Source organism: Streptomyces sp. NA02950, assembly GCF_013364155.1.
In the GTDB taxonomy this organism is placed as follows: Bacteria; Actinomycetota; Actinomycetes; order Streptomycetales; family Streptomycetaceae; genus Streptomyces.
Genome location: NZ_CP054916.1, coordinates 9,020,361 through 9,046,043, shown reverse-complemented (window position 1 = coordinate 9,046,043; position 25,683 = coordinate 9,020,361). Strand labels below are relative to the sequence as shown.

24 protein-coding genes and 3 pseudogenes are annotated in these 25,683 nt (G+C 70.8%); 10 read left to right on the top strand and 17 right to left on the bottom strand.

All coding sequences use genetic code 11. The features are described 5' to 3' along the window. Positions 1-61 precede the first annotated feature (61 nt). Together HUT19_RS43685 and HUT19_RS38900 are read right to left on the bottom strand one after the other, a co-directional pair. Positions 62-413 (bottom strand): annotated as a pseudogene (locus tag HUT19_RS43685) (lipase); the annotation flags it as partial. Positions 414-601: 188 nt separating this feature from the next. Then, on the bottom strand, positions 602-1,171 hold the full coding sequence (locus tag HUT19_RS38900) for a TetR/AcrR family transcriptional regulator (RefSeq protein ID WP_176185718.1): 570 nt from the start codon (positions 1,169-1,171) through the stop codon (positions 602-604). A 69-nt stretch (positions 1,172-1,240) separates the two neighbouring features. Between HUT19_RS38900 and HUT19_RS38895 the strand changes: the two genes are divergently transcribed. Then, the gene (locus tag HUT19_RS38895) at positions 1,241-1,732 is read left to right on the top strand and encodes an FBP domain-containing protein (protein ID WP_176185716.1); all 492 of its coding nucleotides are present in this window, start codon (positions 1,241-1,243) and stop codon (positions 1,730-1,732) included. Positions 1,733-1,749: 17 nt separating this feature from the next. Here HUT19_RS38895 and HUT19_RS38890 read toward each other — a convergent pair whose 3' ends face one another. Further along, positions 1,750-2,145 carry a hypothetical protein gene (locus HUT19_RS38890; RefSeq protein ID WP_254886032.1) on the bottom strand — a complete coding sequence of 132 codons (396 nt, stop codon included), beginning with the start codon at positions 2,143-2,145 and terminating at the stop codon, positions 1,750-1,752. A 54-nt stretch (positions 2,146-2,199) separates the two neighbouring features. Between HUT19_RS38890 and HUT19_RS38885 the strand changes: the two genes are divergently transcribed. Next, complete coding sequence (locus HUT19_RS38885) at positions 2,200-2,700, top strand: GNAT family N-acetyltransferase (RefSeq protein ID WP_176185714.1); 501 nt, start codon at positions 2,200-2,202, stop codon at positions 2,698-2,700. 36 nt (positions 2,701-2,736) lie between these two features. On the opposite strand, the gene HUT19_RS38880 is transcribed toward HUT19_RS38885, so the two are convergent. From HUT19_RS38880 to HUT19_RS38860, 5 genes are all read right to left on the bottom strand, one after another. Next, on the bottom strand, positions 2,737-3,636 hold the full coding sequence (locus tag HUT19_RS38880) for an aminoglycoside phosphotransferase family protein (RefSeq protein WP_176185712.1): 900 nt from the start codon (positions 3,634-3,636) through the stop codon (positions 2,737-2,739). A gap of 110 nt (positions 3,637-3,746) precedes the next feature. Beyond that, a complete protein-coding gene (locus tag HUT19_RS38875; protein WP_176185710.1) occupies positions 3,747-4,601 on the bottom strand; it encodes a DUF817 domain-containing protein in 855 nt (284 codons plus the stop codon). A gap of 77 nt (positions 4,602-4,678) precedes the next feature. After that, positions 4,679-5,203 carry a GNAT family N-acetyltransferase gene (locus HUT19_RS38870; RefSeq protein ID WP_254886031.1) on the bottom strand — a complete coding sequence of 175 codons (525 nt, stop codon included), beginning with the start codon at positions 5,201-5,203 and terminating at the stop codon, positions 4,679-4,681. 195 nt (positions 5,204-5,398) lie between these two features. Continuing rightward, positions 5,399-6,394, bottom strand: coding sequence for an alpha/beta fold hydrolase (locus HUT19_RS38865; protein WP_176187826.1), 996 nt, complete (start codon positions 6,392-6,394; stop codon positions 5,399-5,401). 707 nt (positions 6,395-7,101) lie between these two features. Continuing rightward, on the bottom strand, positions 7,102-8,109 hold the full coding sequence (locus HUT19_RS38860; RefSeq protein WP_176185708.1) for a helix-turn-helix transcriptional regulator: 1,008 nt from the start codon (positions 8,107-8,109) through the stop codon (positions 7,102-7,104). 88 nt (positions 8,110-8,197) lie between these two features. Between HUT19_RS38860 and HUT19_RS38855 the strand changes: the two genes are divergently transcribed. Further along, positions 8,198-9,418, top strand: a complete 1,221-nt coding sequence (locus HUT19_RS38855; protein WP_217712330.1) for an MFS transporter — start codon at positions 8,198-8,200, stop codon at positions 9,416-9,418. 243 nt (positions 9,419-9,661) lie between these two features. On the opposite strand, the gene HUT19_RS38850 is transcribed toward HUT19_RS38855, so the two are convergent. Next, entirely contained in the window at positions 9,662-9,970 is a 309-nt protein-coding gene (locus HUT19_RS38850) for a hypothetical protein (RefSeq protein WP_176185706.1), read from the bottom strand. A gap of 197 nt (positions 9,971-10,167) precedes the next feature. Further along, a complete protein-coding gene (locus HUT19_RS38845) occupies positions 10,168-10,875 on the bottom strand; it encodes a hypothetical protein (RefSeq protein ID WP_176185704.1) in 708 nt (235 codons plus the stop codon). Between the two features lie 402 nt (positions 10,876-11,277). Here HUT19_RS38845 and HUT19_RS38840 point away from each other — a divergent pair, with 402 nt between their 5' ends. From HUT19_RS38840 to HUT19_RS38820, 5 genes and pseudogenes are all read left to right on the top strand, one after another. Next, positions 11,278-11,826, top strand: a complete 549-nt coding sequence (locus HUT19_RS38840) for a tellurite resistance TerB family protein (RefSeq protein WP_176185702.1) — start codon at positions 11,278-11,280, stop codon at positions 11,824-11,826. A 523-nt stretch (positions 11,827-12,349) separates the two neighbouring features. Further along, the gene (locus HUT19_RS38835) at positions 12,350-12,559 is read left to right on the top strand and encodes a hypothetical protein (RefSeq protein WP_217712329.1); all 210 of its coding nucleotides are present in this window, start codon (positions 12,350-12,352) and stop codon (positions 12,557-12,559) included. Between the two features lie 84 nt (positions 12,560-12,643). Then, positions 12,644-12,856 (top strand): annotated as a pseudogene (locus HUT19_RS44450) (SgcJ/EcaC family oxidoreductase); the annotation flags it as partial. A 66-nt stretch (positions 12,857-12,922) separates the two neighbouring features. Continuing rightward, entirely contained in the window at positions 12,923-13,813 is an 891-nt protein-coding gene (locus HUT19_RS38825) for an N-acetyltransferase family protein (protein WP_368661731.1), read from the top strand. 384 nt (positions 13,814-14,197) lie between these two features. Beyond that, positions 14,198-15,148 (top strand): hypothetical protein, encoded by a 951-nt coding sequence (locus HUT19_RS38820; protein ID WP_176185698.1) that lies wholly within the window; start codon positions 14,198-14,200, stop codon positions 15,146-15,148. A gap of 110 nt (positions 15,149-15,258) precedes the next feature. Here HUT19_RS38820 and HUT19_RS38815 read toward each other — a convergent pair. Further along, a pseudogene (locus HUT19_RS38815) lies at positions 15,259-15,648 on the bottom strand (Imm21 family immunity protein); the annotation flags it as partial. Between the two features lie 291 nt (positions 15,649-15,939). Then, positions 15,940-16,371 (bottom strand): VOC family protein, encoded by a 432-nt coding sequence (locus HUT19_RS38810; protein ID WP_176185696.1) that lies wholly within the window; start codon positions 16,369-16,371, stop codon positions 15,940-15,942. Between the two features lie 484 nt (positions 16,372-16,855). Here HUT19_RS38810 and HUT19_RS38805 point away from each other — a divergent pair, with 484 nt between their 5' ends. Next, positions 16,856-17,752, top strand: coding sequence for an SDR family oxidoreductase (locus tag HUT19_RS38805; protein ID WP_176185694.1), 897 nt, complete (start codon positions 16,856-16,858; stop codon positions 17,750-17,752). A gap of 25 nt (positions 17,753-17,777) precedes the next feature. Here the strand turns inward: HUT19_RS38805 and HUT19_RS38800 are convergent, their stop codons facing one another. Together HUT19_RS38800 and HUT19_RS38795 are read right to left on the bottom strand one after the other, a co-directional pair. Then, positions 17,778-18,956: an AAA family ATPase gene (locus tag HUT19_RS38800; RefSeq protein ID WP_176185692.1), complete on the bottom strand. Its 1,179-nt coding sequence runs from the start codon at positions 18,954-18,956 to the stop codon at positions 17,778-17,780. Positions 18,957-19,032: 76 nt separating this feature from the next. After that, entirely contained in the window at positions 19,033-19,773 is a 741-nt protein-coding gene (locus tag HUT19_RS38795) for an SDR family NAD(P)-dependent oxidoreductase (protein ID WP_254886028.1), read from the bottom strand. Between the two features lie 200 nt (positions 19,774-19,973). On the opposite strand from HUT19_RS38795, the gene HUT19_RS38790 reads away from it, so the two are divergent. Further along, a complete protein-coding gene (locus tag HUT19_RS38790) occupies positions 19,974-20,780 on the top strand; it encodes an SDR family oxidoreductase (RefSeq protein WP_176185688.1) in 807 nt (268 codons plus the stop codon). A 60-nt stretch (positions 20,781-20,840) separates the two neighbouring features. Here HUT19_RS38790 and HUT19_RS38785 read toward each other — a convergent pair whose 3' ends face one another. From HUT19_RS38785 to HUT19_RS38775, 3 genes are all read right to left on the bottom strand, one after another. Next, on the bottom strand, positions 20,841-22,262 hold the full coding sequence (locus HUT19_RS38785) for an FAD-binding oxidoreductase (RefSeq protein ID WP_176185686.1): 1,422 nt from the start codon (positions 22,260-22,262) through the stop codon (positions 20,841-20,843). 178 nt (positions 22,263-22,440) lie between these two features. Further along, positions 22,441-23,676 (bottom strand): acyltransferase, encoded by a 1,236-nt coding sequence (locus HUT19_RS38780; RefSeq protein WP_176185684.1) that lies wholly within the window; start codon positions 23,674-23,676, stop codon positions 22,441-22,443. A gap of 437 nt (positions 23,677-24,113) precedes the next feature. Further along, positions 24,114-25,334: a cysteine desulfurase-like protein gene (locus HUT19_RS38775; protein ID WP_176185682.1), complete on the bottom strand. Its 1,221-nt coding sequence runs from the start codon at positions 25,332-25,334 to the stop codon at positions 24,114-24,116. Positions 25,335-25,683: the final 349 nt, after the last annotated feature.

The window sequence follows — 25,683 nt, the reverse complement described above, 5'->3', positions numbered from 1 at the left end:
CGGGCTGCGGGCGGGGTGTGCCGTCGCAGCTGAGGCGAGGGCACTCCCCGGCCTGTCCGGGTCAGTGGTGCGTGAAGTCCGGCGGCCGATTGTCAGCGAACGGGCCATCGGCGGCGAAGGCCCGTTCGGCGAAGCGTTCGCCGATGCGGCGGTGGGTAAGCGGCGTCGGGGTGGAGCTGGTCGGGCAGTGGCAGTTCGTCTGAGTCGGCCTGGCCGTAGAGCTCACGGCCGTCGAGGTAGTGGAGGTGCGGGTCCTCGGCGGCCCGTTGCCGCACGATCCGCGACAGCTCGTCCCGGATGACGTCCAGGGTGAGTTTCCCGCTCGCGCGCTCCGCCGGGTCGCCCGCGGCCCGGAATCGCAGTCCTCCGGTGCAGAGCGCGCTGAGGTCGGGGGCACCGGGGCCGGGAGTGTCTGGGCGCGGGCCCGGGCGGGCAGCCGGTGCGGCAGCACACCGTACTCGGTGTGTTCCAGGTCGAGGGCGCCGCGGAGGATGTCCGCGGTGATGGGCGTGGTGATCCAGTCGTGCTCGGTGGTGTGCATCGTCCCAGCCTGTTGATCAGTGGGTTCGGATGGCTCCGGTACTCCGGTGTGTCGCACGGGTCAGCGCGTCGGCCAGTTCCGCAGCAGAATGTCGAGCGCGTCCAGGATCCGTGACCAGGTCTCCTGTGTGTCGGGGGCGCTGTGGCTGAACCCTCCCCCCATCTCCAGGCTGACGTAGCCGTGGAAGACGCTGCCCAGCAGCCGGACCGCATGCGTCTGGTCCGGCTCCGTCAGGTCGTAGCCGCGCAGGATCGCCCGTGTCATCTGTGCGTGCCTGCCCCCGGCGCCGGCGGCCGCCGCCTCCGGGTCGAGCCGGAGCTGGGCCGCGGCGTAGCGGCCGGGATGCTCGCGGGCGTAGTCGCGGTAGACGTTCGCCAAGGCGGTGAGGGCGTCCTTGGCGGCCCGCCCGGCCAGGGCGTCGGCGGCCCGTTCGGCGAGCTCCTCCAGGGCGAGCAGCGCGATCCTGGTCTTGAGGTCCTGGGAGTTCTTCACATGCGAGTAGAGACTCGCGACCTTGACGTCGAAGCGTCTGGCCAGTTCCGAGACGGTCACCTGGTCGAAGCCGACCTCGTCGGCCAGTTCCGCCCCGGCCCGGGTCAGGCGTTCGGTAGTCAGTCCTGCGTACGCCATGCCCATCCCTCCGTCGACGGAACCGATTATGCATTTGCCTAACGTCTTTAGGCAAAATAGCCTGCCGCTATGGAGCCGCTGACTGAACAAGAGATCCGTTCCGCGTTCGTGAACTGCACCAAGGGCGAGGCGAAGCGCCTGTCCGTCCCGCGCGATCTGGCCGACCGGCCCTGGGACGACCTCGACTACCTCGGCTGGCGAGACCCGCAGGCCCACGATCGCGCCTACCTGGTCACCGTGGTGGGCGACCGTCCGACGGCCCTCGCGCTGCGCTCCCCCGGCCCCGCCTCCTGGCAGCGGCGGCGCAGCATGTGCTCGATGTGCCTGACCGCCCACACCGGCGGTGTCTCGCTGATGGTCGCGCCGAAGGCGGGGAGGGCCAGGGAGCGGGGCAACTCCGTCGGCGCCTACATATGCAGCGACCTCTCCTGCTCGCTGTATGTACGGGGGAAGAAGGACGCGGGTGTGGGTGCGCGACCGCAGGAATCGCTCACGCTGGAGGAGAAGATCGAGCGGACGGTGGCGAACGTCGCCGCCTTCATCGCGAAGGTGACCGCCTGACGCCTGTGCGGCGTCCCTTACCCGCCGTCGGCGGTCGTGTTGCCCGCCAACGTGGTGAGCACCGCGGTGAGCGGCCCGAACTCGTCGACCAGCTCCTGCCGGCTCAGGAAGTCCGCACAGCGTTCGTCGTGGACGGTGCGGTCCCAGCCCGGCATGTACCACGTCCCCGCGGAGGAGCCGCGCCGCCATATGTCGCCGTCGCCGTCGATGACCTCGGCGGGGACCGGGGCGGGCTCGGTCCGGTCGGAGGGTCCCCATGTGGTCCGGTGCGGATGCCGGGCCCGGCGTGCCGCGGTGATGGCGAGTTGCGCGGCGTGGCCACGTGTCTCCGGCGGTGCGGCCGCCACATCCGGGAGGAGGAAGGCGTCGTCGAACGTCATCAGATCGGTCAGGGTCCCGCTCCTCTCGTCCACGGGCCGCCCCCGGCCGTGTCCAGGAGATGATGACAGCTGTCTACTCTGGCCCGTATGCCCACGCTGTTTCTTGCCCCCATCCGGTTCTCCGCGCAGGAGCTATCCGAGGTGGCCGGCCTCTACGCGAGCAACCCCTCGTACTGCCGTGCCGCGGGCGAGTACGACCCCGAGCGCATTCCCGGCGATCGCCTCGAGGACGATCTGCGTGAAGAAGCCGGCACCGACGGCTGCGAGGTGCTGCTGGCCCGCGACACCGGGGGACGGCTCGTCGGCCTCGTCTGCCTCCTCGACCGCCACCCCGTGGACGGCTTCCCCTGGATCGGTCTGCTCATGGTGCACGGCAACCTGCGCCGCCGGGGGGTGGGGCGGCAACTGACCGCTATCGTGGAAGAACGGCTCCGGAAACGGCACCACCATGGCATCCGGCTCGCTGTCCTGGAGAACACACCGTCGTCCACGGCCTTCTGGAGTTCCCTGGGCTGGCGGGAGATCGATCGCCGCCCTGACAACCAGCACGGCCGTCCGTGCGTGGTGATGCACAAGCAACTGGCCTGAGCGCGCCTGCGTGATGTCCCCGGGAGCGGGCAGGGCTTATCCCGTGTGCCAGGCGTCAGCGACGAGCTCGTGGATGACATGACGTGCGATCGCCGCCATGGTCGGGTTCGTTTCCCTGTAGTGGGCCAATTCGAGGAGCGCGATCGACAGCGCCCAGCCGCGTCCTCGCGTCCAGGTGGCGGCGTCGGCCTCCACGGCATCCCGGAAGGCGCCGCGCGCACCCGCGGGCACTACGTACCACGCCACGATCAGGTCGACGGCGGGATCGCCGAGTCCCAGGCATTCGAAGTCGATGACGGCACTGAGCCGCCCCTGGGCCATCAGCAGATTGCCCGGTTGCAGGTCTGCGTGGATCCACACCGGCGAGCCCGCCCACGCGGGTGCTTTCAGGGCGGTGTCCCATACTCCGGTCACCGCTTCGACGTCGACGGTGCCGCGCAGTTCCGTGATCGCGGAGCGTGTAGTGGCGTCCCGTGCCTCCAAGGACTCACCGCGGTAGGAGGAAGGCCCGCCCACGGGATCGATCTCGCGCAGCGTGGTGACGAATTCAGCGAGGTCTTTCGCGAACAAGCCGGGTTCGGCGACACGTCCGGGGAGTGGATTCTCGCCGTCCAGCCAGCGGTAGACCGACCAGGGCCAGGGGTAGCCTTCAATCGGCATTCCCTTGGCCAGCGGCACCGGAACGGCAACCGGAAGCGACGGAGCAAGCCGTGGCAGCCACGTGTGCTCCCTGTCGACATCGTCGGCGGTTCCCGCGGTTCGGGGCAGTCGCACGACCATGTCCCCGCCGAGCCGGTACATGGCATTGGACGTACCGACGGAGCGGACCGGCTCGACCGGAAGGTCCGCCCACTGCGGGAACTGCGCGGCAATCGCCCGGTGCACAAGAGAGGCGTCGATGTCCGGCTCTCCGGCATGCATCCTTCCAGCACACATAAGCACCATCTGAGGGGAGGCGGTTCCACCGCGGGGACACGGCCGGAGGCCAGGTGGAGGGTCCACGGCTGTCGACCAGCGCTCATACGAACGTGCCGGGGCACACCCCGTCAACTGCTTTTCGACGGGCAGCGAAGGTCGCTGTCCACCGCGGTCGCCGCGGTCGCCGCGGTGTTGTCGGGGCGTTCCTCGCTCACCATTCGGCGGTCGGCCGACTTCACGCGTTCGGTCAGCACGAATGTGACGCTGATCAGCAGGGCCCAGGCGCCGAACTTGCCGAGTGCCACGGGTTGCCAACCACCGAGCTGATGGGGGTAGCTCCAGGCCCCGGCGTAGGTGGCCGCGTTCTCCGCCACCCACAAGAAGAATCCGATCAGTACGAAGGAGAGCGCCAGCGGCATGCGGTAGCGGCGCACGCCGACGGTGAAGCCGACCGAGGCCCGGGCGGTGACGGCCAGCATCGCGGCGGCCAGGAGCCAGCGAGCGTCCGGAAGCCAGTGGTGGGTGAAGAAGTTGAGGTAGACGGCTGTCGCGACCACGGTGGTCGCGGTGGCGCGGTAACCGGTGAAGCGCAGTTGGAACAGGTCCCAGGCGCGGCACACGTAGCCGGCGACGGCCGCGTACATGAACCCGCCGTACAGTGGCACACCGGCGATCTTCGTCACCGCGTCCTCCGGGTAACTCCAGGACCCCATGTGCACCTTCACCAGCTCGAACAGCAGGCCGATGACATGGCACACGGCGATCACCATGGTGTCCCGCCCGCTCTCCCACCCCAGCCGGCGCGCGACGAGGGTGAGCAGCACTCCGTAGACGAGCACCAGGTCGTACCGGGCGACCGGCAGGTGCGGCAGTACACGGGAAACGCCGATGCCGCCCAGGAGCGCCACGGCGAACGCACAGCAGCGCGCCTGCAATACCGTGAAGCTGATCAGCTGGCGTATCGCGCCGAAGATCTTGCGCATGTCCAGGAGGACGCCACAGGGGTCCCCGTGGTTGCCACGGTGGGGTCGGCGGGAGACCGCCGACCCGACCGGTGTCATCACCCGCGCCGGTCGGGCTCCGTGAACCGGAAGCGCGCCACCTGCTCCTCGGTGGTCCAGCGGTGGAAACCCGCCTTCTCCAACACCCGCACGGAGGCCGGGTTCGACAGCTCCACGTTGGCGAACACGGTCCGGACACCTGGGGCGGTGAGGGCGAACTCCGCCAGGGCCCGGGTCGCCTCGGAGGCGTAGCCCCGGCCACGGCGGGACTCCACGATGCCGTATCCGATTTCGAGGGTGCCGTCGTCGGGCGGCCAGAACAGGCCGATCGACCCCACCACCAGACCGCTGTCCCGTTCGATGACCAGACGGTGGCCGTGTGCACCGAGCCAGTCGGGGTGGTCCTCGAAGAGGCTCGCGATGACGCGGTCGCCTTCGGCGGGGAAGTCGTCCGCCCAGTGCGACGACCTGGTGTCGGCGAGGACCGAGGTGGCCTCGGCCGTGGTCCAGGGCCGCAGAACGAGACGGTCGGTGGTCAGATCGAGCTGCGTTGATGGGAACGAGGATGAGAATGAGGACGTCACGTGTCACTCCTGATGGTGGGGAATGACCGGACCGCGCTTGGCCGGCGCGCGGGCCGGACCAGGGCATGCCGATGAGGGCCCACCGCGGCCATATTCATCAACCCCCTCGTCCGTGATCGCGCGCCTCTCGCGCCGGCGCGACATTAGCAACGTCCTCGAACCCCGGCAAAGTTCTTTTGGACCGGTGCCCGTGTGTCAGGAGGACAGGGAGTCGAGCCACTCGATCAGGAGCCGGTTGATCTCCTCCGGTCGTTCCTGCTGGATCCAGTGGCCGCAGCCGTCGAGGATGTGCGAAGCCACGAGGCCGGGCAACGTGCGGGGGAACTCCTCGATGGCGTCGGCCAGCCATGTGGTGGAGGCGTCCAGGGCTCCACCGATGAACAGCGACGGCTGGGTGATGGGGGCGCCGTCGAACGCGGCCAGGTCCTCCCAGTCGCGGTCCATGTTCCGGTAGCGGTTGAGTGCACCGCTGATCCCCGTCCGCTCGAACTCCTCCGCGTACACGTCGAGTTCGGATTCGCTGAGCCAGGACGGCAGACGGTCGGTGGGGAATCCTTCGCGCAGCGTTCCGCCGGGGCCGAGGAAATGCGGGTCCGGCGCGCCGGGTGCGGGCATCGTGTCGCCCGACAGGGCGGCGTAGAAGCCCGCGAGCCAGCCGCGTACGTCGGGCTCGATCTCCGCCTCGGCGCGGCCCGGCCGTTGGAAGTAGGAGATGTAGAACTCCTCCGACACACCGTTCGGCCCGCTCATCCGCGCGAAGACCTCGCTGGGCCGGGGCCCACCGCGCGGAGCGTACGGCACGCTCAGCAGCCCGACCGCGCGGAACACCTCGGGCCGGACCAGCGCGCAGGTGGCGGCGATCGACGCGCCCCAGTCGTGTCCGACGATCACAGCGCTCCCCTCCCCCAGCGCGTCCACCACCGCCACCTGGTCCGCCACCAGCTCGAGCATCCGGTACGCGTCCACCGCCCCGGGCCGGGACGAACGCCCGTAGCCGCGGACGTCGACCGCCACCGCTCGCCAGCCGGCCTCGGCGAGTGCGGGCAGCTGGTGGCGCCACGAGTACCAGGACTCCGGGAACCCGTGCACCAGCAGCACCAGCGGTCCGCTGCCCTGCTCCACCAGGTGGATCCGGCCGGCCGGTGAGGGGACCAGGCGATGGGTGAGGTCGGTGGTGGACGGATGCGACATGAAGTCCTCCCGGGCGGTACGGATGGCCGGTGGCCACGGACGGGCGGGAAGCGGCATGCCTCCTCCCGCCGTCGGCGCACAGCACTGATCGTGCGGCATTGGACACGGCGTCGGCGATGTCTGTTGCCGATCCGGCAAACACGTGCCGTGCGGGCCGTCAGCCACAACGGCTCGCCGGCGACGTGCTCTTGCCGGCGGAAGAAGCGGTGCCGGCCTCCGACGGGGCGTGTGCCGCGTCCGGGTGCGGAACCGAGGTCGGGTGAGTCCTATGCCCGGGCAGCAGGACCGGTGCGGCCCGGAGGGCGCGGGCGAGGAGGTGGGCACGCCCGGCGAGGACGGGCCGAGTACGGCCAGGACGAGCACGTAAGTCGAGCCGGCTCTGGAGCTCTTGCTGGGCGGTACCGCGCCTCGCGTAACCCACCCGCGGGGGCTTGGCTGCTGCCTCCAGCACAGCGGCGTCGATCGCCGGTCCCATCTCCCACGCGCGGCCCGGACCGCGGTCGGCCGGGGTGCGGACCTCGAGCTCGTCGCGGAGTGGGGGGGGGACGAGCATGAAGCGCGGGGTGTGGTACTTCGGGGCGACCTCGCCGCGCCGCCCCGGGTGCGGCAGGTGCTTCCGACGGGCAGGGGCAAACCGGACAGGGGCCGGTGAGGGTCCGCGACCTTTCAGAACCACTCATTCCGGCGAGCGCGAAGCGCGACGGTCCTTACCAAGGGTTATGGCTTCCTGTGTCGCGCCGTTTCGCGTCTCCGGCCAGTTGCTCGCCGAGTTCAGTGCGACGGTAGACCACGCGGCGCCCGACTCGTGTACCGACTACCAGTTCCGCCTCCCGCAGCACGCCCAGGTGACCGCCGATCGTGCCGAGCGACTGATCCAGTTGCGCGGCGAGTTCGCTGCTGGTCGCCGGGCGTTCCAATTCACGCAGAATCGTGGCGCGGCCTGGGCCGAGCAAGCGGGCGAGCGTATGGGCAGTGCGGCCCCGGCCGGCTGTCTCACCGGTACCGCGTGCCGGATAGACGAGTGCGTGTGGGCCTGCCGGGCCCTTGCACAGCCAGCTCCCGCGTTGTTTGGTGACCGGGACGAAGAGCATGCCGTCGGCGCCGACGATGCGGTCCGGCCCTGGGCGGTCACTGAAGCGGATCGCGTCTGTGCCGACCCAGGCGCTACGACGGCTCATCTGCTGCAGGGCGCGCGGCCAACCGTAAGCAGCGAGTAGGCCCGCGCGGTAGGTGACGTCGCGTTCAAGCAGCGCCCGGCGCCGCGGCCAGTCGCCGGCGAGGTGGTCACGCCAGACGTCGCGGAACAGTTCGGCCGTGCGGGTTGACCAGTCGCGCCCGGAGAGCCAGGTCAGATCGTGGTCCTTCCAGCTGTGAGCCACCGCCTGCTCCAGACCGTGTCGCACCGTCTCGTCCGGTATCAGCACGACCTCGGCGAGTTCGGACTCCAGCGTGGTGCCCATGCCACCCATCGGCGGGAGCGTGAGGTGGTCAGGCAGGTACTTCGTCGAGCCGATGAGCCGGACCAAGCCCTTGGCGAAGGGGTCCGCGTTCAGCCGGGCACGGAACACCGCCTGGTGGCGGCTGTACCAGGCGGACAGCCACGGGTCCGTACCCGGCCGACTGAGCACGATCATCGAGCCCAGCGTCTCCGCGAGCGGCGACAGGGCGAAGCGAGATCGGGACAGGGCCATCGAGTCCAAGCGCAGCAGCACCATCGGTCCGTCGGCCCCTTCCCCATGGCTCATCTTTCGCCCTCTGCCGAAACGATAGTGCCCGCCTGCACCGGTCCCGCAGACTCCAGCGGTGCTTCCTCCCCTTCTTCGGCAGACAGATTTCCGCTGGTTCTTCACCGGACAGCTTGTGTCGCTGCTCGGCAGTTCGATGGCGCCCGTCGCGCTGTCCCTCGCGGTGCTCAACGCGTCGGGCCGGGCTAACGACCTCGGTGTCGTGGTAGCCGCGCGCATGGTGCCACTGCTCGTCTTCCTCCTCATCGGGGGCGCCACCGCCGACCGCCTGCCGCGGCGGACCGTCCTGGTAGCCGCCAACCTCGGCTCCGCGCTCACCCAGGGCTGTGTCGCCGCAGTCCTGCTGACCGATCACTACTCACTGCTCGTGGTGGCCGGACTGGAGTTCCTCAACGGCGTGCTCGCCGCATTCACCACGCCCGCGCTGCGCGGACTGGTCCCGGAGCTGGTCGCCAAGGGCGACCTGCGGCAGGCCAACTCACTGCCTTCCTCCGTGCGCAACGGCACCAAGGTCTTCGGGCCGAGCATCTCAGGGCTGCTGGTCGTCGCGGTCGGCGGTGGACCGGCCATCGGCTTCGACGCGCTGACGTACCTGCTGGCTGCCGGCTGCCTCGCCCGGCTCCCCGCCGCGGTGGGGGCCACCGTCCCCGCAGCACACCGAGTCACACTCCGGCGCGACCTGCGCGAGGGATGGGCGCAGTTCCGAGGAACCCGCTGGGTCTGGTCCTGCACCCTCTCCTTCTGCGCGATCAACCTCGTGCAGACCGGCACCTGGCAGGTCCTCGGCCCGGAACTCACCAAGCAGCTGAGCAGTGAGGCAACGTGGGGATTCCTGCTCAGCGCCCGAGGTCTCGGCATGCTGCTGATGAGCACGTTGATCTACCGGATCACGGTCCGGCACCTGCTCCGCGCCGGCCAGCTCGCCTGCGCCCTCGGCGCTCTCCCGCTACTCGCGATCGGCGCGCAGCTTCGTACGCCATGGCTGATCACCGCCGCCTTCGTGGCAGACCTCGGCACCTCGCTGACGGGAACCGCCTGGGACACCTCCCTGCAGGAGCACATCCCACCTCGCGTCCTCTCCCGCGTCGCGCCTACGACGCCCTGCTCTCCTACATCTCCAATCCCATCGGCCAGCTCTCCGTCGGTCCGCTCGCGAACGCCTTCGGTGGCTTCCACGTGGCGACTACCGCCGCCCTCTGCTACGCAGCCGCGGCCCTGCTCCCCCTGGCCTCTCCGTCCGTCCGCCACCTGCGACACGCGCAGACCGAGGTGCCAATAAAGGCACAGGCCGAAGGGCAGGCGGAGGCGCGGCGCGACGGCTCGCCGCAACCGCCCAGGCAGGCGGGACGCCGAGCCCGAAAGAGGCCCGGCCGTAACGAGCAGCCAGTGGACTGAGCGTCCTGCACGCACAACCGGGCCTGCAGAACCGGGCGACAACCGCGGAATCCAGGGGCGCGCACCAGTATCAGCAACGGTCGCGCCCCACTCACCGGGCATGGATGCCGGCCCGGCAGGGGCCGGGTCAGGCGGCCTGGTCGAAACCTGCCGTGGTTGCGTCCTGCTCACGCAGCGGGGTGAAGTCGACGTCGAGTCTCGGGTCGTACGCCTCGGGCTGGTCGAACATGACCGCCCGGTCCCGGCCGATCTGCCCGTACAGCGGCGGCTCCCAGAGGTCGCAGTGGTGAGTGGAGACCTTCTCGATCTGCTCGTATCGCTTGGCGAACCCGCCGAAGCCCTCCACCGTCCTGGTGACCGTGGCCAGGCCCCCGGCCTGCGCGAGGGGCCTGCCATCGCTCCGGGGACGGTCGATCCCCGGAGCCGATGCCCTCACCGGCGGCCACATCCCCGGGTGACGTGGTCCGGCCTGATGTGGTTCTGCCGCAGCGGCGGCCGGCGTTGATGCAGTTGACGGCCTTCTTCATCAGGGCGTCCGGCATGGCGTTGATGAAGTCGCCGTGGTCGGTGACGGGCTTGTGCAGCGACTCGGGGAAGCTGTCGATGGCGAACGCGGTCGATCCGGCGAGGCCGTCATAGGTGACCTGCTGGACGAGTTGCGGAATCGGCCGGAAGCCCGCCGGGCACGCACCGCGCGCATCGGCGAAGGCGACGTGCGAGCGGTGGTTGGCGCTCCGCCCCTCCGCGTTGACACCGCACCGGGCGCGGAAGGCGCCCCGACGCGGCTTTCCCGTTGCTCACCTGCCGCACGTTGGGCGGGGCCTTGGTGATGTCGACGAAGTCCTCCGGCGCGGGCCCGTCGGAGGGCTGTGGCGTACCGGTGGCGGGCGGCTGTTGGGGGCTCTGCCGACCGTCGCCACCCGTTGCGTTCTTGGCGACCTCGGTGCCACCGGCCGTGCAGGTCGCGAGGCTTGGGAGATCCTTGGGCCGCTCGGCACCCGCCCGTTCGACGGCTGTCTCGATCCGTTCCAGAACGGCCGACCGTTTGGACCGCAGGGGATCCAGAACGGTACGGCTGGCCACGTTCTTCTCGGAGGAGAGCCTGGTGTCGGCGGCCTTGATGTCGCGCCGCATCAGCTCGAGGTTTCGCCGTACCTCGGCGGCCGCCCGTTGTGGGATGTCCCCCAGCCGGTCCGCCACGCCGGGGCAGACCACACCACCGGCGCTCCGGTCACTGGAGGAGTTGCCGGCGTTGGCACCCACGTTGATGGCCACCAGCCCTCCGCCTCCCAGCACCAGCCCGGCCACCCCGAACAGGGCCTTGCGCCGCGTTCCGTTCACTTTGTGCCGCCGCCTCATGGAGTGCTCGCTTCCTACTGAGTCCGGCCGGGCTCCGTACGAACGTCGGTACGGCTCCGCGTTGGCCCCAGAGTCTGACAACGCTCCGACGGCACATGGCCACTTGGCCGGTGTGCGTCACAGTCTCGTAAGAGGTGGCGGCCGGACGGGGTGCTGGTGCTCCCGCCCGGGGCGGCCACCGGGGAATCACCCGGGGTCACCCCTGCCCTGGTGAACCGGCGTGTCGGTGCACCCGACCCTGCCGCCCGCGTACGGCTTCCCGCAGTGGTCCGGGCCACTCCCCCGTGCACGGTGGAACTCGGTGACGGCCATATACGTTGCCGGGGTGACACGTGACGGCACGTGTCCGGTGATGGATGACACGGCGAAGCCGAGGTGGCAGCAGTGGCGATGTGGGATCGGATCAAGGACCAGGCCAAGGCCCTCCAGCAGCAGCGGGGCCATGGGACCGGTAGCTCCGGGGGACACGGGCGCCCCGGCTCGGGCGGCAGATCCAAGGCTCAGCTGGTCGGTGTGCTCAAGACACAGCTCACATCGCTCAAGACGGAGCTGAAGAGCGGCGCCTACCGGGACGCCAGCATGGCCGTGTGCGCCCTGGTGGCGGCCGCCGATGGGCATGTCGACCCCGCGGAGCGACAGCATGTCGAGTCGCTGATCCTCTCCAACGACGTCCTGCAGAACTTTCCGCCCGACCAGTTGCGCACCCGGTTCAACAAGCACGTCGACCTGATGACGGCCGACTTCGCCCGGGGCAAGGCGGAGGCGCTCCAGGAGGTGGCCAAGGCGGCCAAGAAGCCCGCCGAGGCCAGGGCCGTGGTCCAGACCGGCATCGTGGTGGCGGGTGCCGACGGCTCTGTGGCGCCCGCCGAGGAGCAGGTGCTTCGGGAGGTGTGCGGCGTGCTCGGGCTGTCTTCGGCGGAGTTCGGCATCTGACGCCCGGCCGCCCGGCCCCACCGGTCCCGGACCACGCCCGCCACACTCCGGTCAGCGGAGTCTTTCCGGTCGGCGGCGAGATATCAGCCGTCCTGGCCGCCGAAGCCGCCCCGGACGGATGTGCTGCGGTTCGCCCGGCCGGTGGACTGGGCGGGCCGTGGCCGATGTTCACCGCCGCCCATGGCGTGGGCCGGAGCCTCCGGACGGCTCGGCGCCACTTCTCGTGGGCACGGCGGACGGCGGCGTCATACACATCGGACGCCTCGCCTTCGCCGCCAACGCACACGACCGCGACCCCCGCCGCACGGCGTGAGTTCGCCGAGTCGATCGCGCCGACCTACGGAGCCACGTACGAGAACGAGTCCCGTGGCTGGTGGGTCGATTCCCGCGACCTGCTGCACGCGGCCCGCGAGGCGGAAGCGAAGGGGCCGGAACTCCTGGGCTCGATCCATATGCAACCCGACTGGCACCGGATCGGGCCCCGCAGCAACGCTCGATGATCCTGAGCGAACATCCGACGCCCATGGACGACAGTGTGTTCGCGTCGACGGGGTGGCCGGTCAATCTCATCCGCTATCTGGAACACCGCGGCGAAGCGCTGTACCACGCCCTCGTGGCATGGGCCCCGCCACCGCCCGGCCACATCGGTGCCCGGTGCCATGAACTTCCCCCGCGGGTCGGGGCCATCCCCATGGATCCCCGGTCCCTCGAGGCAGAGGCGGTGGGGGGCTGACGACAACGCCCGACGAGCACATCACCGCGCTGTGGCAGACCATGGCCGAGTGCCGGGCGCGCGGCGACGCCCCCGGCTTCGCGGCGAACTTTCTCCGAGGACTATGACTTCACCACCGTCAGAGGTGACAAACCTGCAGGCCGCGGCGGGATTGCCGACGGACACGCGGCGTTGTTCCTCGGTGTGTGCCGCGGGTCCACCCTCACCGCACACGTACGGCAGATCCGCTGTCCGCACCACGACATCGCCACGGTGAACGCCGAATCAACGGTCACCGGACCCGACGGAGCGTCACTGGCCGGGGCCGCCGCCGCCCCGGAAATCCGGGTGCGGCGCCACCTGGTGGATCCTTACGCTGGCCCGATGGACGCTGTGCGGGTCAGGCCGATGCGCAAGGATGATCTCCCGTCGGCGGAACGGGCGTCGGCAGCGACGTTTCTCGAGGCGGAGCGGGTCACCAGGCGGGTCAGCGATCCAGAGCCCGAGCCTCGCTCCGCGGAGGCCTCACGGCAGTGGATCGCACGCATGGGTTTCTTCCTGCGGATCGATCCGCGGGGCTGCTGGGTCGCGGTGGACACGGAGGAAGCCGCGGACACCGTCGTGGGCTTCGCCATCTCGCAGAACCGCGGCGGTCTGTGGTACCTCGCGACCTACGGTGTCCTGCCCGGCCACCAGGGGCGGGGAGTCGGCAGACGACTGATGGACGCCGCCCTCGCCCACGCCGATGGACGTCCGGGCATCTTCTCCTCCAGCGTCCACCCCGGCGCCACCCGCCGGTACCGGCTGGCGGGCTTCTCCCTGCACCCGCAGATGCGGATGATCGGCACCGTCGACCGCTCGACGCTCCCCGTGGTGGACGGCCTCCGCGAGGGCGGGGCCGACGACATCGGGTGGATGGACCAGTTGGACCGGCGGCTGCGCGGCGCGGGTCACGGTCCGGACCACGCATACCTGCTGGGCATCCAGCGGCTCGTCGTGTCCCGGGACGGCGACCGGCCGGGCTATGTGTACATGGACATCCACGGGCACGCCACGCTGCTGGCCGCCGCGCGTCCGGACACCGCACAGAACCTGCTGTGGGAGGCGCTGGCCACGTCACGGGGAACCACTCTGGTCAACTGCATCACCAGCCCCAACGAATGGGCGGTCGACGTCGGACTGGCCGCCCGTCTCGACATCGGCCAGGAAGGCTACATCGCCGTCCGGGACATGCCCGTCCCCGCGCCCTACCTGGCCAGCGGACACTTCCTCTGATCGGGGCGGGACGGGGGCGGCCCCGACCCGCGCTCAGCCACCGGCCGCCGGGCCCAGGGGTCCCCAGGAAGACTCACATCCCAGCCGCTCCGCGGCCACGGCACGGCCAGATCATGAGGTGTGCATGGGCGGATGATGAACGCGTACCCCGCCACGGCCGAGGCTGGCCGGGGGCCTCTCCCGTGCTCGGGAGATCCGCGGCGCTCCGTGGATCCGCCGAGATGGCCGCGGCACCGGCTGTCGCGAGACCCGCGAGACACCACATGTCAAACGCCATCCGCGACATCTCACGATACGGATGGCCAACCACCGCGAAGATATGCGTGAGATAACGATCTCCGCAGATGGCTTGCCTTGCTCCGCGGCGGCCATAGCCTTTCGATCATGCCACTGTTTTCCCTCCGCCGTAATGGAGCGCGCCTCACTCCGGAACTCGACGACGGGGAGCTGGGCAAGCTCGTGAAAATGCTGCGTGACTCGAGCGCCTGGGGCACCATCGGAGCGGCAGAGCTGGGCGCGGCCCGGGTGGGCGGCCTGCTGAAGCGGAGCCCGGGCGACTGGGACCGCCGCGCACACCGCGTCTCGGTGCTGGCCCGTGTCCTGTCCGACTCCCATCTTCCGGCCGACTGGGCCACCCGTGAACCGAACAACGTGGATGCACTGGTGCTCCACGCCTGGGCCCAGCTCGTCCGTGGTCGCAAGCAGGGCGGACTGGGCGACGCCGCCGCGGTGCTCGAGGCGTGTCACCGGGCCGCCGAACTGAATCAGCACGACCCCACACCCTGGGTGGTGCTCCTGGGCGCCTACCGTCTGGAGCGCTACCCCCGCAAGGACGTGTTCGCCCTGTGGCAGGAGGTGCTGTCCCGCGATCGGTGGCATCGCGAAGCCCATCTGAGCATGTTGGAATTCCTCTCGCCCGACGAGGGCGGCTCCCATATGCACGTCCTGGAATTCATCGATGCCCTGCGCGCCCAGATGCCGGCGAACGCGCCGTGTGCCGCGGTGGAGCTGACCGCTCATGTCATGCAGTACCACACGGTGCTGGACAGGGGCGGAATGGAGGCACTCCTCGCCCGCAACCACTGGTCCCAGCCCGCGGTCTCCCAGGCGCTGGACCGGGCGTACGACACCTGGCGGAAGCCGGGTTTCTTCCACCACGCCGCGGCGCTCGCCGACCTGAACCTCCTGGCGTACGCCCTCATCACCGCCAACCGGAAGCAGGAGGCCACCCAGGTCTTCCGGCTGCTGAACGGACGCGTGGCCCACTGGCCGTGGCGGCGGGACGGAGACCCGGTGGCCGAGTTCCGGCGGTGGCAGGAGCGTCTGGGGGTCTGACGAGGGGGCAAAGGGGCCGCGAAGTCTCTCGCTCCCCCGCTCCGGGGCGCCCTGCTCCGCGGTGAGCCGAACCACTCCACCCAGGGAAACTCGCCGACCGCGTGGATGGCGCGGACTCGCCATCGGCCCGCCGGTACGGCGACCGGCGTCTCCTGCGGCCCACCGGAGTTGTCGGGGTACGGCCTGCCGAGGCCGGCTCCGGCCTCGGCGGAGTCCATCAGCACCGCCGGGCCGTCCGTTTCCCACACCCCGCAGTCCTGCCACCCCGAGTCGGGGTCGTCCAGCAGCGCTTCCGCGGCGATGAGGAGCTCGGCGTCGGAGTCGGCGGCGAGCCAGCACAGGAAGACACCACGGTCCGGCAGGTAGCAGCTGGTGGCGGGCTCACCGCTCAGCACCAGCGGCTGCGCGCCGCCCGCACCCACGGTGATTACTCCGGCGAGGTCCTCCACCGCGCCGGCGCGGTCGTAGTCGTCAGGATCATCCGTTCCGCCGACGATCATCCCTGCTTGGGTACGGCCGTCCCGCCGCGGTCACGCACGCGAGGAAGTGCGCGACCGCTCCGGCGAATCCGCGCAGACAGAGGTCGCGATGGCTTCCGCCGGCGGGAGAGTTCGCGGCCCGTCGTACCACGGTCTCCTCCGAGGCGGAGGTTCTTGGTTCGCGCCGTCATCACGATCCCTTGGGTGCGCTGACACCTTTCGCGACAGATTATACGTAAAACCTCAACGCCGGGTCGCACGTCGGAGCCGGGAGGCGGTCCCTGATCCGGCGGGCCGCCTCCCGGTCAGTTCTCAGGGCCGGATGTAGGGCCGGGTCATGATCTCCATGTTGTGGCCGTCCGGGTCCTCGAAGTACGCGCCTCGACCGCCGAAGAGGGTGTTGATCTGCCCGGGTTCGGTGTGGCGGGGGTCGGCGTAATAGGTGGCCCCGGCCGCCTCGAGCCGGGCAATCATGGCATCGAACTGCTCTTCCGGCACGAGGAACGCGTAGTGCTGCGGCTGTACGGGCTCCTCCCTCATCTCGTAGTAGTCGAGGGTGACGCCGTTGCCGAGGTCGATGGGCAGGAACGGCCCGAACGGAGCACCGACTTCGAGGCCCAGGATGGTGGCGATGAACTCGGCCGACCGCTGCCTGTTCGTGGCGAGGACCGCGGTGTGGTTCAGCTGGACGCCGGTGGCGGAGGACTGCGGCTGCTGCCGATCGGGATACTGATGGTGCGTCATGAGAGCGTCTTTTCCGGGTGACTTGGGTTCCATGGAAACAGCGGCGCCGTGCGCGGCGCCCGGTCGTGGACACGGAGAAGGGACGGCGGGGCCCTGGCCCGCCTCGCGCTCACGCAGAGGCCGGGCGTCTCACTCGTTCTTGGCCCATGGCCGACCCGGCAGTCACCCGACCGACCCTAACGCCCGCTGGAGACAACGGCAATGCGCGGCCTGGCCTCCACAGGGCATGAGGGTCGTGCGCCGACAGGTTTTCGCGAACTCCTGTCGGCCCCAGCGTGGTCGTCGGCACACGTCCGTCGTGTGGTGACAGGGGGCCGTCCGGGGGAGCTTTGAGGGCGGCATGGGCGAGGTTCGGGGGGCGGCGCGGGTGGTCGAGCATCATGCCAAGGGCGGGTGGGGGGCGCGCCCACCCTGGAGAAGAGAAGGTGCCGGTGGGCATGCCGGCCGGTGTTCACGACCACTCTCGCTGCCTCCGGAGGGCCATGTGCGCGGTGCGAGCCCGTTGACGGGACGTCTGGCGGTCGTGACCGGCGCGGCGCGTGGTCTGGGGGCGGGGGTCGTTCGGGAGCTGGCGCGGCGGGGAGCGCGGGTGGTCCTCCTGGGCCGGGAGGAGAAGACCCTCGCGCGGGTGGCGGACTCACTCCCCGGTGAAGCGCACTGCTTCGAGGTCGATGTCACCGACGATACGGTGATGGCCCGGGTGGCCGCGCGGATCCACGACGGCATCGGTCCGCCCTCGGTGGTGGTCGCCAACGCGGGGGTGGCGGAGGGCGGCCCGTTCGGCGCGTCGGACCCTGCCGTCTGGCGGCGGGTGATCGAGGTGAATCTCATCGGCAGCGCCATCACCGCGCGGACGTTTCTGCCGGGTCTGCTGGCCACGCGCGGGTACTTCCTCCAGATCGCGTCGACGGCGGCCTTCGGTTCGGCGCCCATGATGAGCGCGTACTGCGCCTCAAAGGCCGGTGCGGAGTCCTTCGCGCAGTCGTTGCGGGCCGAGCTCGCCCACCAGGGAGTGGGGGTGGGGATCGGGTATCTCAGCTGGACCAGCACGGACATGATCCGCGACGCGGACCGGCACGGGGTGCTGCGGGAGCTGCGGTCCCATATGCCGCCACCGGCCAGACGTGTCTACTCCGTGGAAACGGTGGCCGCCCGCATGGTGGCCGCCATCGAACGGCGCGCCGCCACGGTCTACGCACCGCCGTGGCTGCGGCTGGCCCAGCCGGTCCGTCCGGTGCTGCCGGTACTGGTCACGTGGTTCTCGCGGCGCGAGCTGCCCCGGCTGGCCGAACGGACCCGCTTCGAAGCGACGGGGCTGCTCGGTGCGGGCGGCCACGCGGACCAAGCGGCCACGGCGCGGAACGCACACCCGGAGGAGTGACAGGCCCCCGACTCGGCCACCTCGCCTACCTCTTGGGCCAGTACCACAGCGGCTCGTCGAGGGTGCCCTGTCCGTCCACCAGCGTCCGGCCCGCCTCCTTGACCAGCTCGATGGTGTTCACCTCGGTACGGGACCGCCCGGCGCCGTCCGCGAGGGCGGTGGCCAGCGGGCGGGCATGCGTGACCACCACGATCTGGGTCCTCTCGCACGCGGTCAGGATGAGACCGGCCAGCGCCTCGAGCAGTTCGGGGTGCAGGCTGGTCTCGGGCTCGTTGAGCACCAGCAGATCCGGTGGGCGCGGGGAGAGCCGCGCGGCCGTCCACAGCAGATAGCGCAGGGTGCCGTCGGACAGTTCGGCCGCCCCCAGGGGGCGCAGCAATCCGTGCTGGCGCAGGGCCAGTTCGAAGCGGCCACCGCGGTCGGCGACCTCCACGCGGCTGCCGGGGAAGGCCGCGTCGATGGCGGCGTCCAGTGCGTCGCTGTCGCCGATCTCCCGGATGGTCTGGAGGGCCGAGGCCACGTTGGCGCCGTCGGAGGCGAGGACCGGGGAGCGGGTGCCGATCCGCGCCGCCCGCGCGGGGGCGTGGGCGTCGGTGCGCACGTGGTCGTAGAAACGCCAGGACCGGATGTGTTCACGGACCGCGAGCACATCGGGGGCGCGCTGCGGGTCGGCCAGTTCGCTGAGCATGCTGTCGTACGGGCGCACGGCCCCCTGGGTGCGGTTCCACTCCCCCTGTGCGTCCCGCGTGCGGACGGCGGGGCCCGCCCGTTCCGACAGCAGGGTGGCGGGCCGCAGGACGGCGCCGCTCCACACGCTCTCCCGTTTGATCTCCGGATCCAGGTCGAACATGGAACTGGAGGGCGTGGGGTGGCCGAAGTCCACCGCGTAGCCGAACTCGTCACCGGCGAAGCCCAGGCGCAGGCTGACCGGTTCGGAGCGGACGGTGCCCTGGATCGGATGGCGGCCTTCCCGTACGGCCCGTGCGGAGGTCTCGGGTCCGGCCCACAGTGCCGACGGCAGTCCGCCCTCCCGGGCGAGGGCGGCGACCGCTCCCCCGCGCGCGGCGTCGGCGAGCAGGCGAAAGGCCCGGTAGAGGCTGGACTTGCCGGTGCCGTTCGCGCCGGTGACCACGGTCAGTCTTCCCAGGGGAACCACCAGTCGGCGCAGCGAACGGTAGTTCTCGACAGCGAGTGTGGCGATCACGCACCCAGGCTATGTCGCCGCCGGTACCGGCTGCTCCGGCCGGGGGGCGGGTGTGATCCGGGCGAGGGCGGCTGGGTCAGCTGAGGGCGAGTTCGCCGCCTCGTGCTTCGAGGACCGTACCGGTGATGTACTCGGCCCGCGGCGAGACGAGGAAGACCACCGCTTCGGCGATCTCCTCGGGCTCGGCGGGTCTGCCCAGGATCGTGGTCCGGCCCAGTGCCTGGAGAATGTCCTCCCCCATCTCCACGGTGCCGGGGGTGCGGGCCGGACCGGAGCGTACGGCGTTCACCCTCACCCCCTGGGCGCCGAATTCATCGGCCCAGATGCGGGTCAGCAGTTCCAGCGCGGCCTTGGAGGCGCCGTACACCCCGGCGCCGCGCGCGGGGGTGGTGGCGGCCACGGTGCTCATGTTCACGATGGCTCCGTGGCCACGGGCCGCCATGCCGGGCGCGAGTGCGCCGACCAGCAGCAGCGGCGCCCGGGTGTTGACCGCCATGTGGATGTCGAACAGCTCGGTGGTGCCTTCCGGGGTGCTGGCGAAACGGTAGATGCCCGCGTTGTTCACCAGCACATCGACCGCGCCCGCCTCGGCGGCCAGGCGGCGGACGGCATCGGGGTCGGCGAGATCGGCCGCGATGAACCGGGCCCGTCCGCCCGCGGCACGGATGTCCTCGACGGTGTCGGCGCCCCGCTGCGCATGGCGGCCGTGGATCACCACCTCCGCGCCCAGCGCGGCGAGGCGCAGGGCGACCGTACGGCCGATTCCCGCGGTGGCACCGGTGACCAAGGCGGTGGACCCGCTCAGTTCCGTGTTCACGCGCACACTCCTCGACATAGCCGTCACATGGTGCTGGGGTGGCGGGGCGAACCGACAGTCGAGGTCTACCGCACACCGGCACAGTGCGATGGGGCGGCCCGCCGCGCTGGGGCCGAACGGGCCATGGCCGCCGTCCGCCCGGAATGACCCTGTGCGATATGCCGTTGCCCGTCGCCGGCTCCCTCGCGATGATCCTCTCCATGACCATTGACCCGGAACAGCCGGACACCGACGCCGGCCACGCGGTGCCGGGCCGCGCCCGTCCGCTCGCGCTGGTCACCGGCGTGGGCCGGACGGTCGGGATCGGCGCGGGCATCGCCCGTCGGCTGGCGATGTCGGGCTGGGACCTCGCCTTCTCCTTCTGGCCCTCCTACGACGAGCGGATGGTCTGGGGCGCCGAGGCCGGGGCGGTCGAGGCCATCAGTGGCTCCCTCGGGGAGCTCGGGGCGGCCACCGTGGCGATCGAGGCGGACCTCGCCGACCCGGAGGCTCCCGCGCGGATCTTCGACGAGGCCGAACACCGGCTGGGCGGTGTCACCGCCCTGGTGATGTGTCACTGCGAGTCGGTCGACTCCGGACTGCTCGACACCACCGTGGAGAGCTTCGACCGGCACTTCGCCGTCAACGCACGCGCCACCTGGCTGCTGATCCGTGAGTACGGGCGGCGTTTCCACGGTGCGCCCGGAAGTGGCCGGATCGTCGCCCTCACCAGCGACCACACCGCCGGGAACCTTCCCTACGGTGCGAGCAAGGGAGCCCAGGACCGCATCACCCTGGCCGCCGCGCAGGAGCTCGCGCACCTCGGCGTAAGCGCCAACGTCATCAATCCCGGGCCGGTGGACACCGGCTGGATGTCCGACGAGGTGTGGGCGGACTGTCTGGGCCGCACGCCGCTGGGCCGGCTCGGCACCCCGCGGGACACCGCCCACCTCGTGGACTTCCTCTGCTCACCGCAGGGCCAGTGGGTCAACGGCCAGCTGCTGATGAGCAACGGCGGTTTCGCCTGACGGAGTGACACCGCCGGATGTCCGCCCCGGCGCCGTCGGGGCGGCGCCGGCGCGCCCCGGTCACCTTCCGGCCATCCCCGCGGCGGCCTTCTGGCCCGCCGGACGGGGTTTGATGTTGTGGTTGAACCGGAAGACGTTGTCGGGGTCGTACCGGGCCTTCACCTCGGCCAGGCGCTGGTAGTTCTGGGGTCCGAAGCCCGCGATGACCCGCTCCTCGCCCTCCATGCCGATGAAGTTGAGGTAGACCGCGCCGCTGGACCACGGCCGGACGTCCTCGCGGGTGGCACGGGCCCAGCGCCGGGCGCGGTCGTCGTCGGCCGGGTCCTCCCACAGGCCGAAGGGGTGGACGATCCACGGCGACCCGCGCCAGGGCACCGGATAGTCCCCGGGGCCCCTGGCCACCGCCCCGCCCTGGGGGAACAGGACGTGCTGGGAGGGAGACGGGACGACCATGTCCGCGGCGCGGGCGCAGAAGAGGTTCACCGCCGGGTCGGGGAACGCGTCGAGGTATTCGGCGGACCAGTAGTTCCGGTAGCCGGGCGGGTCGTCGAGCATGCACTGCAGATCCGCGTACGGCAGCTCCGTGATCATCTCGGCGTCGTGGCCGAGGCGCAGCAGCGGGGCGGCGATGGAGCGGGCCTGCTGTTCCCGGCCCGTGTAGGTGACGAGGACGAGGCAGGCCAGCCTGTTGACCATGTCCGTGGGGACGAAGTCCTCCGGCGGAGCGGTCAGGTAGAGGAATCCGCCGCCGATCTCGTCCGGGGCGGACTCCAGGAAGTCGCGATAGGCGCACGCCACGTCCCGGCCCGCGCCCGGGCGCCACATCAGCAGCATCGCGGTGACGACGGGGAGCGGATGCAGACGCAGGGCGAAGGAGGTGGCCACGCCGAAGTTGCCACCGCCTCCGTGCAGGGCCCAGAACAGCTCGGGGTGCTCGTCCTCGCTGGTGTGCAGCGCTTCGCCCTGTGCGGTGACGAGGTCCACGGACAGCAGGTGGTCACAGGCCAGGCCGAATGCGCGGTCCAGCCAGCCGGTGCCACCGCCCAGGACGAAACCGCCGACGCCCGTGGTCGACACCCGGCCACCGGTGGTCGCCAGGCCGTACGGTTCGGCCGCCCGGTCCAGATCGCGCATCACCGCGCCACCGCCCACCTGTGCCACCCGGGCCCCCGGGTCGACGGTCACCGCCCGCATCCGGCGCAGATCGATGACGAGGCCGTCGTCGCACAGGGACATGCCCGCGACGCTGTGCCCGCCCCCGCGGACCGCGATCCGCAGTCCGTGGTAGCGGCCGAAGGCGATCGCGCGGCTGACGTCGTCCTGGCTCTCGCACTGGACGATCACCGCCGGTCGCCGGTCGATCATGGCGTTGAAGATCGTGCGGGCGTCGTCGTAGACCGGGTCGCCCGGCACGACCGCCTCACCGGTCAGCCCCTCGCGGAGACGGGCGAGCGCCGTGCCGTCTATGCCGCCGGGTGTCATGGAGCCCCGCTCTCTCCCCCCGGGGGGTGCCGCCCAGCCTCCCGTGGGGCGCCGGGCCCTCCTCCTCGATCGTAACGTCAGGTCGGGCCCGGGGCACGGCCGCCCGGGAGCGCGCCCCGCCGCGGCGCGCCCCTACCGGGCGGGCCGTCCGTCGGTGGTGGTCGCGCGGTGCGGTCGGTCAGGGCAGCGGGTCCTGCTGCGGTGCCCTTGCCGCCCGGTCACGGTCGGCACTGTCGCGCTCCGCCCCGTTGTGGTCCATGGTCCCGCCGGCGGTCGCCTCGGCCGGACGGCCGGGACGGGGCCGGGGGCGGGAGTAGCGCCGCATCATGGGCAGCTCGACCGTGCGCCACAGCAGGAGCGAGGCGAGGACACACACCGTGGCCACACCGAGGGCGATGGCCGTGGCGGTGAGGATGCCGAAGGTGCGATCCCCGAGCAGCAGGCGGATCGCGTACAGGATCGGGAAATGGATCATGTAGAGAGCGAAGGACGCCTCACCGAGCACCACCAGCCGGCGCAGGCTGAGCCAAGTGGGGCGGCGGTCGATGTCGCGGCTGGCAAGTGCGGGGATCAGCGCGGCGAGCGGCAGACAGGTGGCCGCGCCCCAGACGTACTCCTCCGGCAGCCGGGGCTGCGCCACGAACAGGCCGATGAGGGCGAGCAGCGGCCAGCGCAGCCGGAGCGCGGGCCACCGGCCCGTCCGCACGGCGAGGGCGAGCAGGATGCCGAGCACGAATTCCAGCAGCCGCACGGGCGGGAAGAAGTAGATCAGCCACCAGCGCTCCATGGACAGGGGTGACCAACTCCCGGCAGCGGCATCCTCGGTGAACAGGGTGGCCAGCGCGGGGGTGGCGAGGATCAGTGCGGCGATCAGCGCGATGGCGGGCCGGATCCGGCGGGCGGGCAGGGCGCTCAGCGGCCGGATCAGGAAGGGGAAGAGCAGGTAGAAGAACACCTCGCAGGAGATGGACCAGGTCACCGGGTTCACACTGCTGAAGTCCGCCATGTCGGGGGCCCAGGTGTGGACGAGGAGCAGATTCTTCACGGCCTCGTCGGCGGCCGGGTCCGGTACGGGGAGCAGCGTGGCCGTCCCGGTGGCCATGAGCAGGACCAGCATGAGGGTCCAGGTCACCGCGTGGTTGGGGAAGATCTTGACGAAGCGGCGGCGCCAGAAGCGTCCGGCGGTGTCGTCCGGGCGGAGGGTCCATGCCAGGACGAAGCCGCTGAGGATGAAGAAGGAGGAGACGGCCCCGGCGCTGAGCATATGGGACCTGTCGGCGGCCTCGTAGACCGCCTCGTCCGCGAAGAGTCTTCCCAACGTCAGGACATGGCCGAAAAGAACCGCGCAGGCCAGAAGAAAGCGATAACCGGTGAGCGAGGGAAGCCTGTCCGGCTGCGGTAAGGCGCTGGCCATGGGATGCCTTTCCGTGATGTGGGGCGCGAACCGGAATGAGCATGCCCGGAAATTCCCCTCCAAGCACCGTGCACGGCGGAGAACGTATTTACGAGCAACAGCGGAAAGGCATACGAGCACGTGCGCCGTCACCGCGGGGAACGGAGGGCCGCGACACCCAGCACCTGCCGGGGGGCGCGGCCGGATGACGGACCGCCAGGTCATGGCGGGGAGGCGGTCGCGCTGACCGCGGCACGCGCCTCCCCGCGTACACCGCTCAGGGCCCGGCGGGGAATCGGGGCTTCGGTGTGCGCCCGGGCGCGGCAGGACACCCCCCGGCGCCCCGGTACCCGCTTCGAGAGCGGAGCCTTCCGGCCGGGCTCCCGGTGCCCGCCCTCGCTCCGGCACTCCGGCGGGAGCGAGCGCGTGGACGGCGCGTGGACGGCGCGCGGACGGCTTCAGGGATGCGTGACCGGCTCGTCCATGACGTCGGACAGGCCGTTGAGCAGCCGGTCCACGTCCTCGGCGCTGGTGTAGGGGGCCAGTCCGACGCGGAGTCCTCCGGTGTCGCCGAGCCCCAGTCTGCGGGACGGTTCCAGCGCGTAGAAGGAGCCGGACGGGGCGTCGACGCCACGGGCGGCGAGCGCGCGGTACGCGTCGGTTGTGTCGCGTCCGCCGATGGTCAGCAGGAGGGTCGGGGTGCGGTGCTTGGCCCGGGAGTGGACCGTGATCGCGCCGAACGCGGCGAGGCCCTCTTCGATCCGCAGCCGCAGGGAGTCCTCGTACGTTTCGAGCGCCTCGAACGACGCGGCCAGCCGCTCCCGGCGATCACCCTGGGCCGTCGGGTCCAGACCCGCCAGGAAGTCGACCGCGGCGCGCGTTCCGGCGAGGAATTCATAGGGCAGGGTGCCGAATTCAAAACGCTCGGGGACGTCGTTGGTCGACGGCAGCAGTTTGTCCGGGGTCAGATTCTCCAGTATTTCCGGACGGCTCGCCAGAACGCCGAGGTGAGGGCCGAGGAATTTATACGGGGAGCAGGTGAAGAAGTCCGCCCCTAGCCGGTCGATATCGACATGGACGTGCGCGGTGTAATGCACACCGTCGACGTACAGCAGCGCCCCGGCCGCATGGACCATCCGGGAGATCTCCGCGATCGCCGGACGGGTTCCGATCAGATTCGAGGCGGCCGTGACCGCGACCAGCCGGGTGCGGTCGCTCAGTACGGCGCCGATGTGATCGGGGGTCAGCTCGCCCGTGACCGGGTCGAAGTCGGCCCAGCGTACGGTGGCACCGGCACGGGCCGCCGCCTGCACCCAGGGGCGGATGTTGGAGTCGTGGTCCAGACGGGACACCACGACCTCATCCCCCGGCGTCCAGGTCTTGGCCAGGGTGCGGGAGAAGTCGTACGCCAGCTGAGTGGCACTGCGGCCGAAGACGACTGCGGCAGGGTCCGCGCCCAGCAGGTCCGCCAGCGCGAGACGGGCCTCCGCGACGAGGGTCTCGGCGTTCCGCTCCCCCGTGGTGAGACGGCCGCGGTTGGACAAGGGGTTGGCCAGCGCCTCGGAGACGGCCTCGATGACGGGCCGGGGTGTCTGTGTGCCGCCCGGTCCGTCGAAGTGCGCCGATCCGGCTCTCAGGGCGGGGAACTGCGCGCGGACGGCGGTGATGTCGTACGTCACGGGTGACTCCTTGGACGGGTGATCGATTATGGAGCCGCCGTGGGCGGGAGGGAACGCCACGGCCCGCCCTCGCTCCGCGGACTCGACGGCCGGTGCGGGCCCGCCGCGCCCGGGAAGAGGTTCCCCCGCCCGGACACCCACCCTGCTTCAATCGGTACATTCCGAAATAATCGGTTGAACAGATTGAGTCCGGACGCTTTCCACCGCGAGGGCCGGGACGCAGAAGGCGGTGGCGCCGACGTGAGCAGCGGGTCTCTCCCCCCGTCCGACGGACCGGCATCTGATGGAGCGGCACACGACGGATCGGAACGCGGCGGATCGGAGCCGGACGGACCGGATCAGGGCGGAC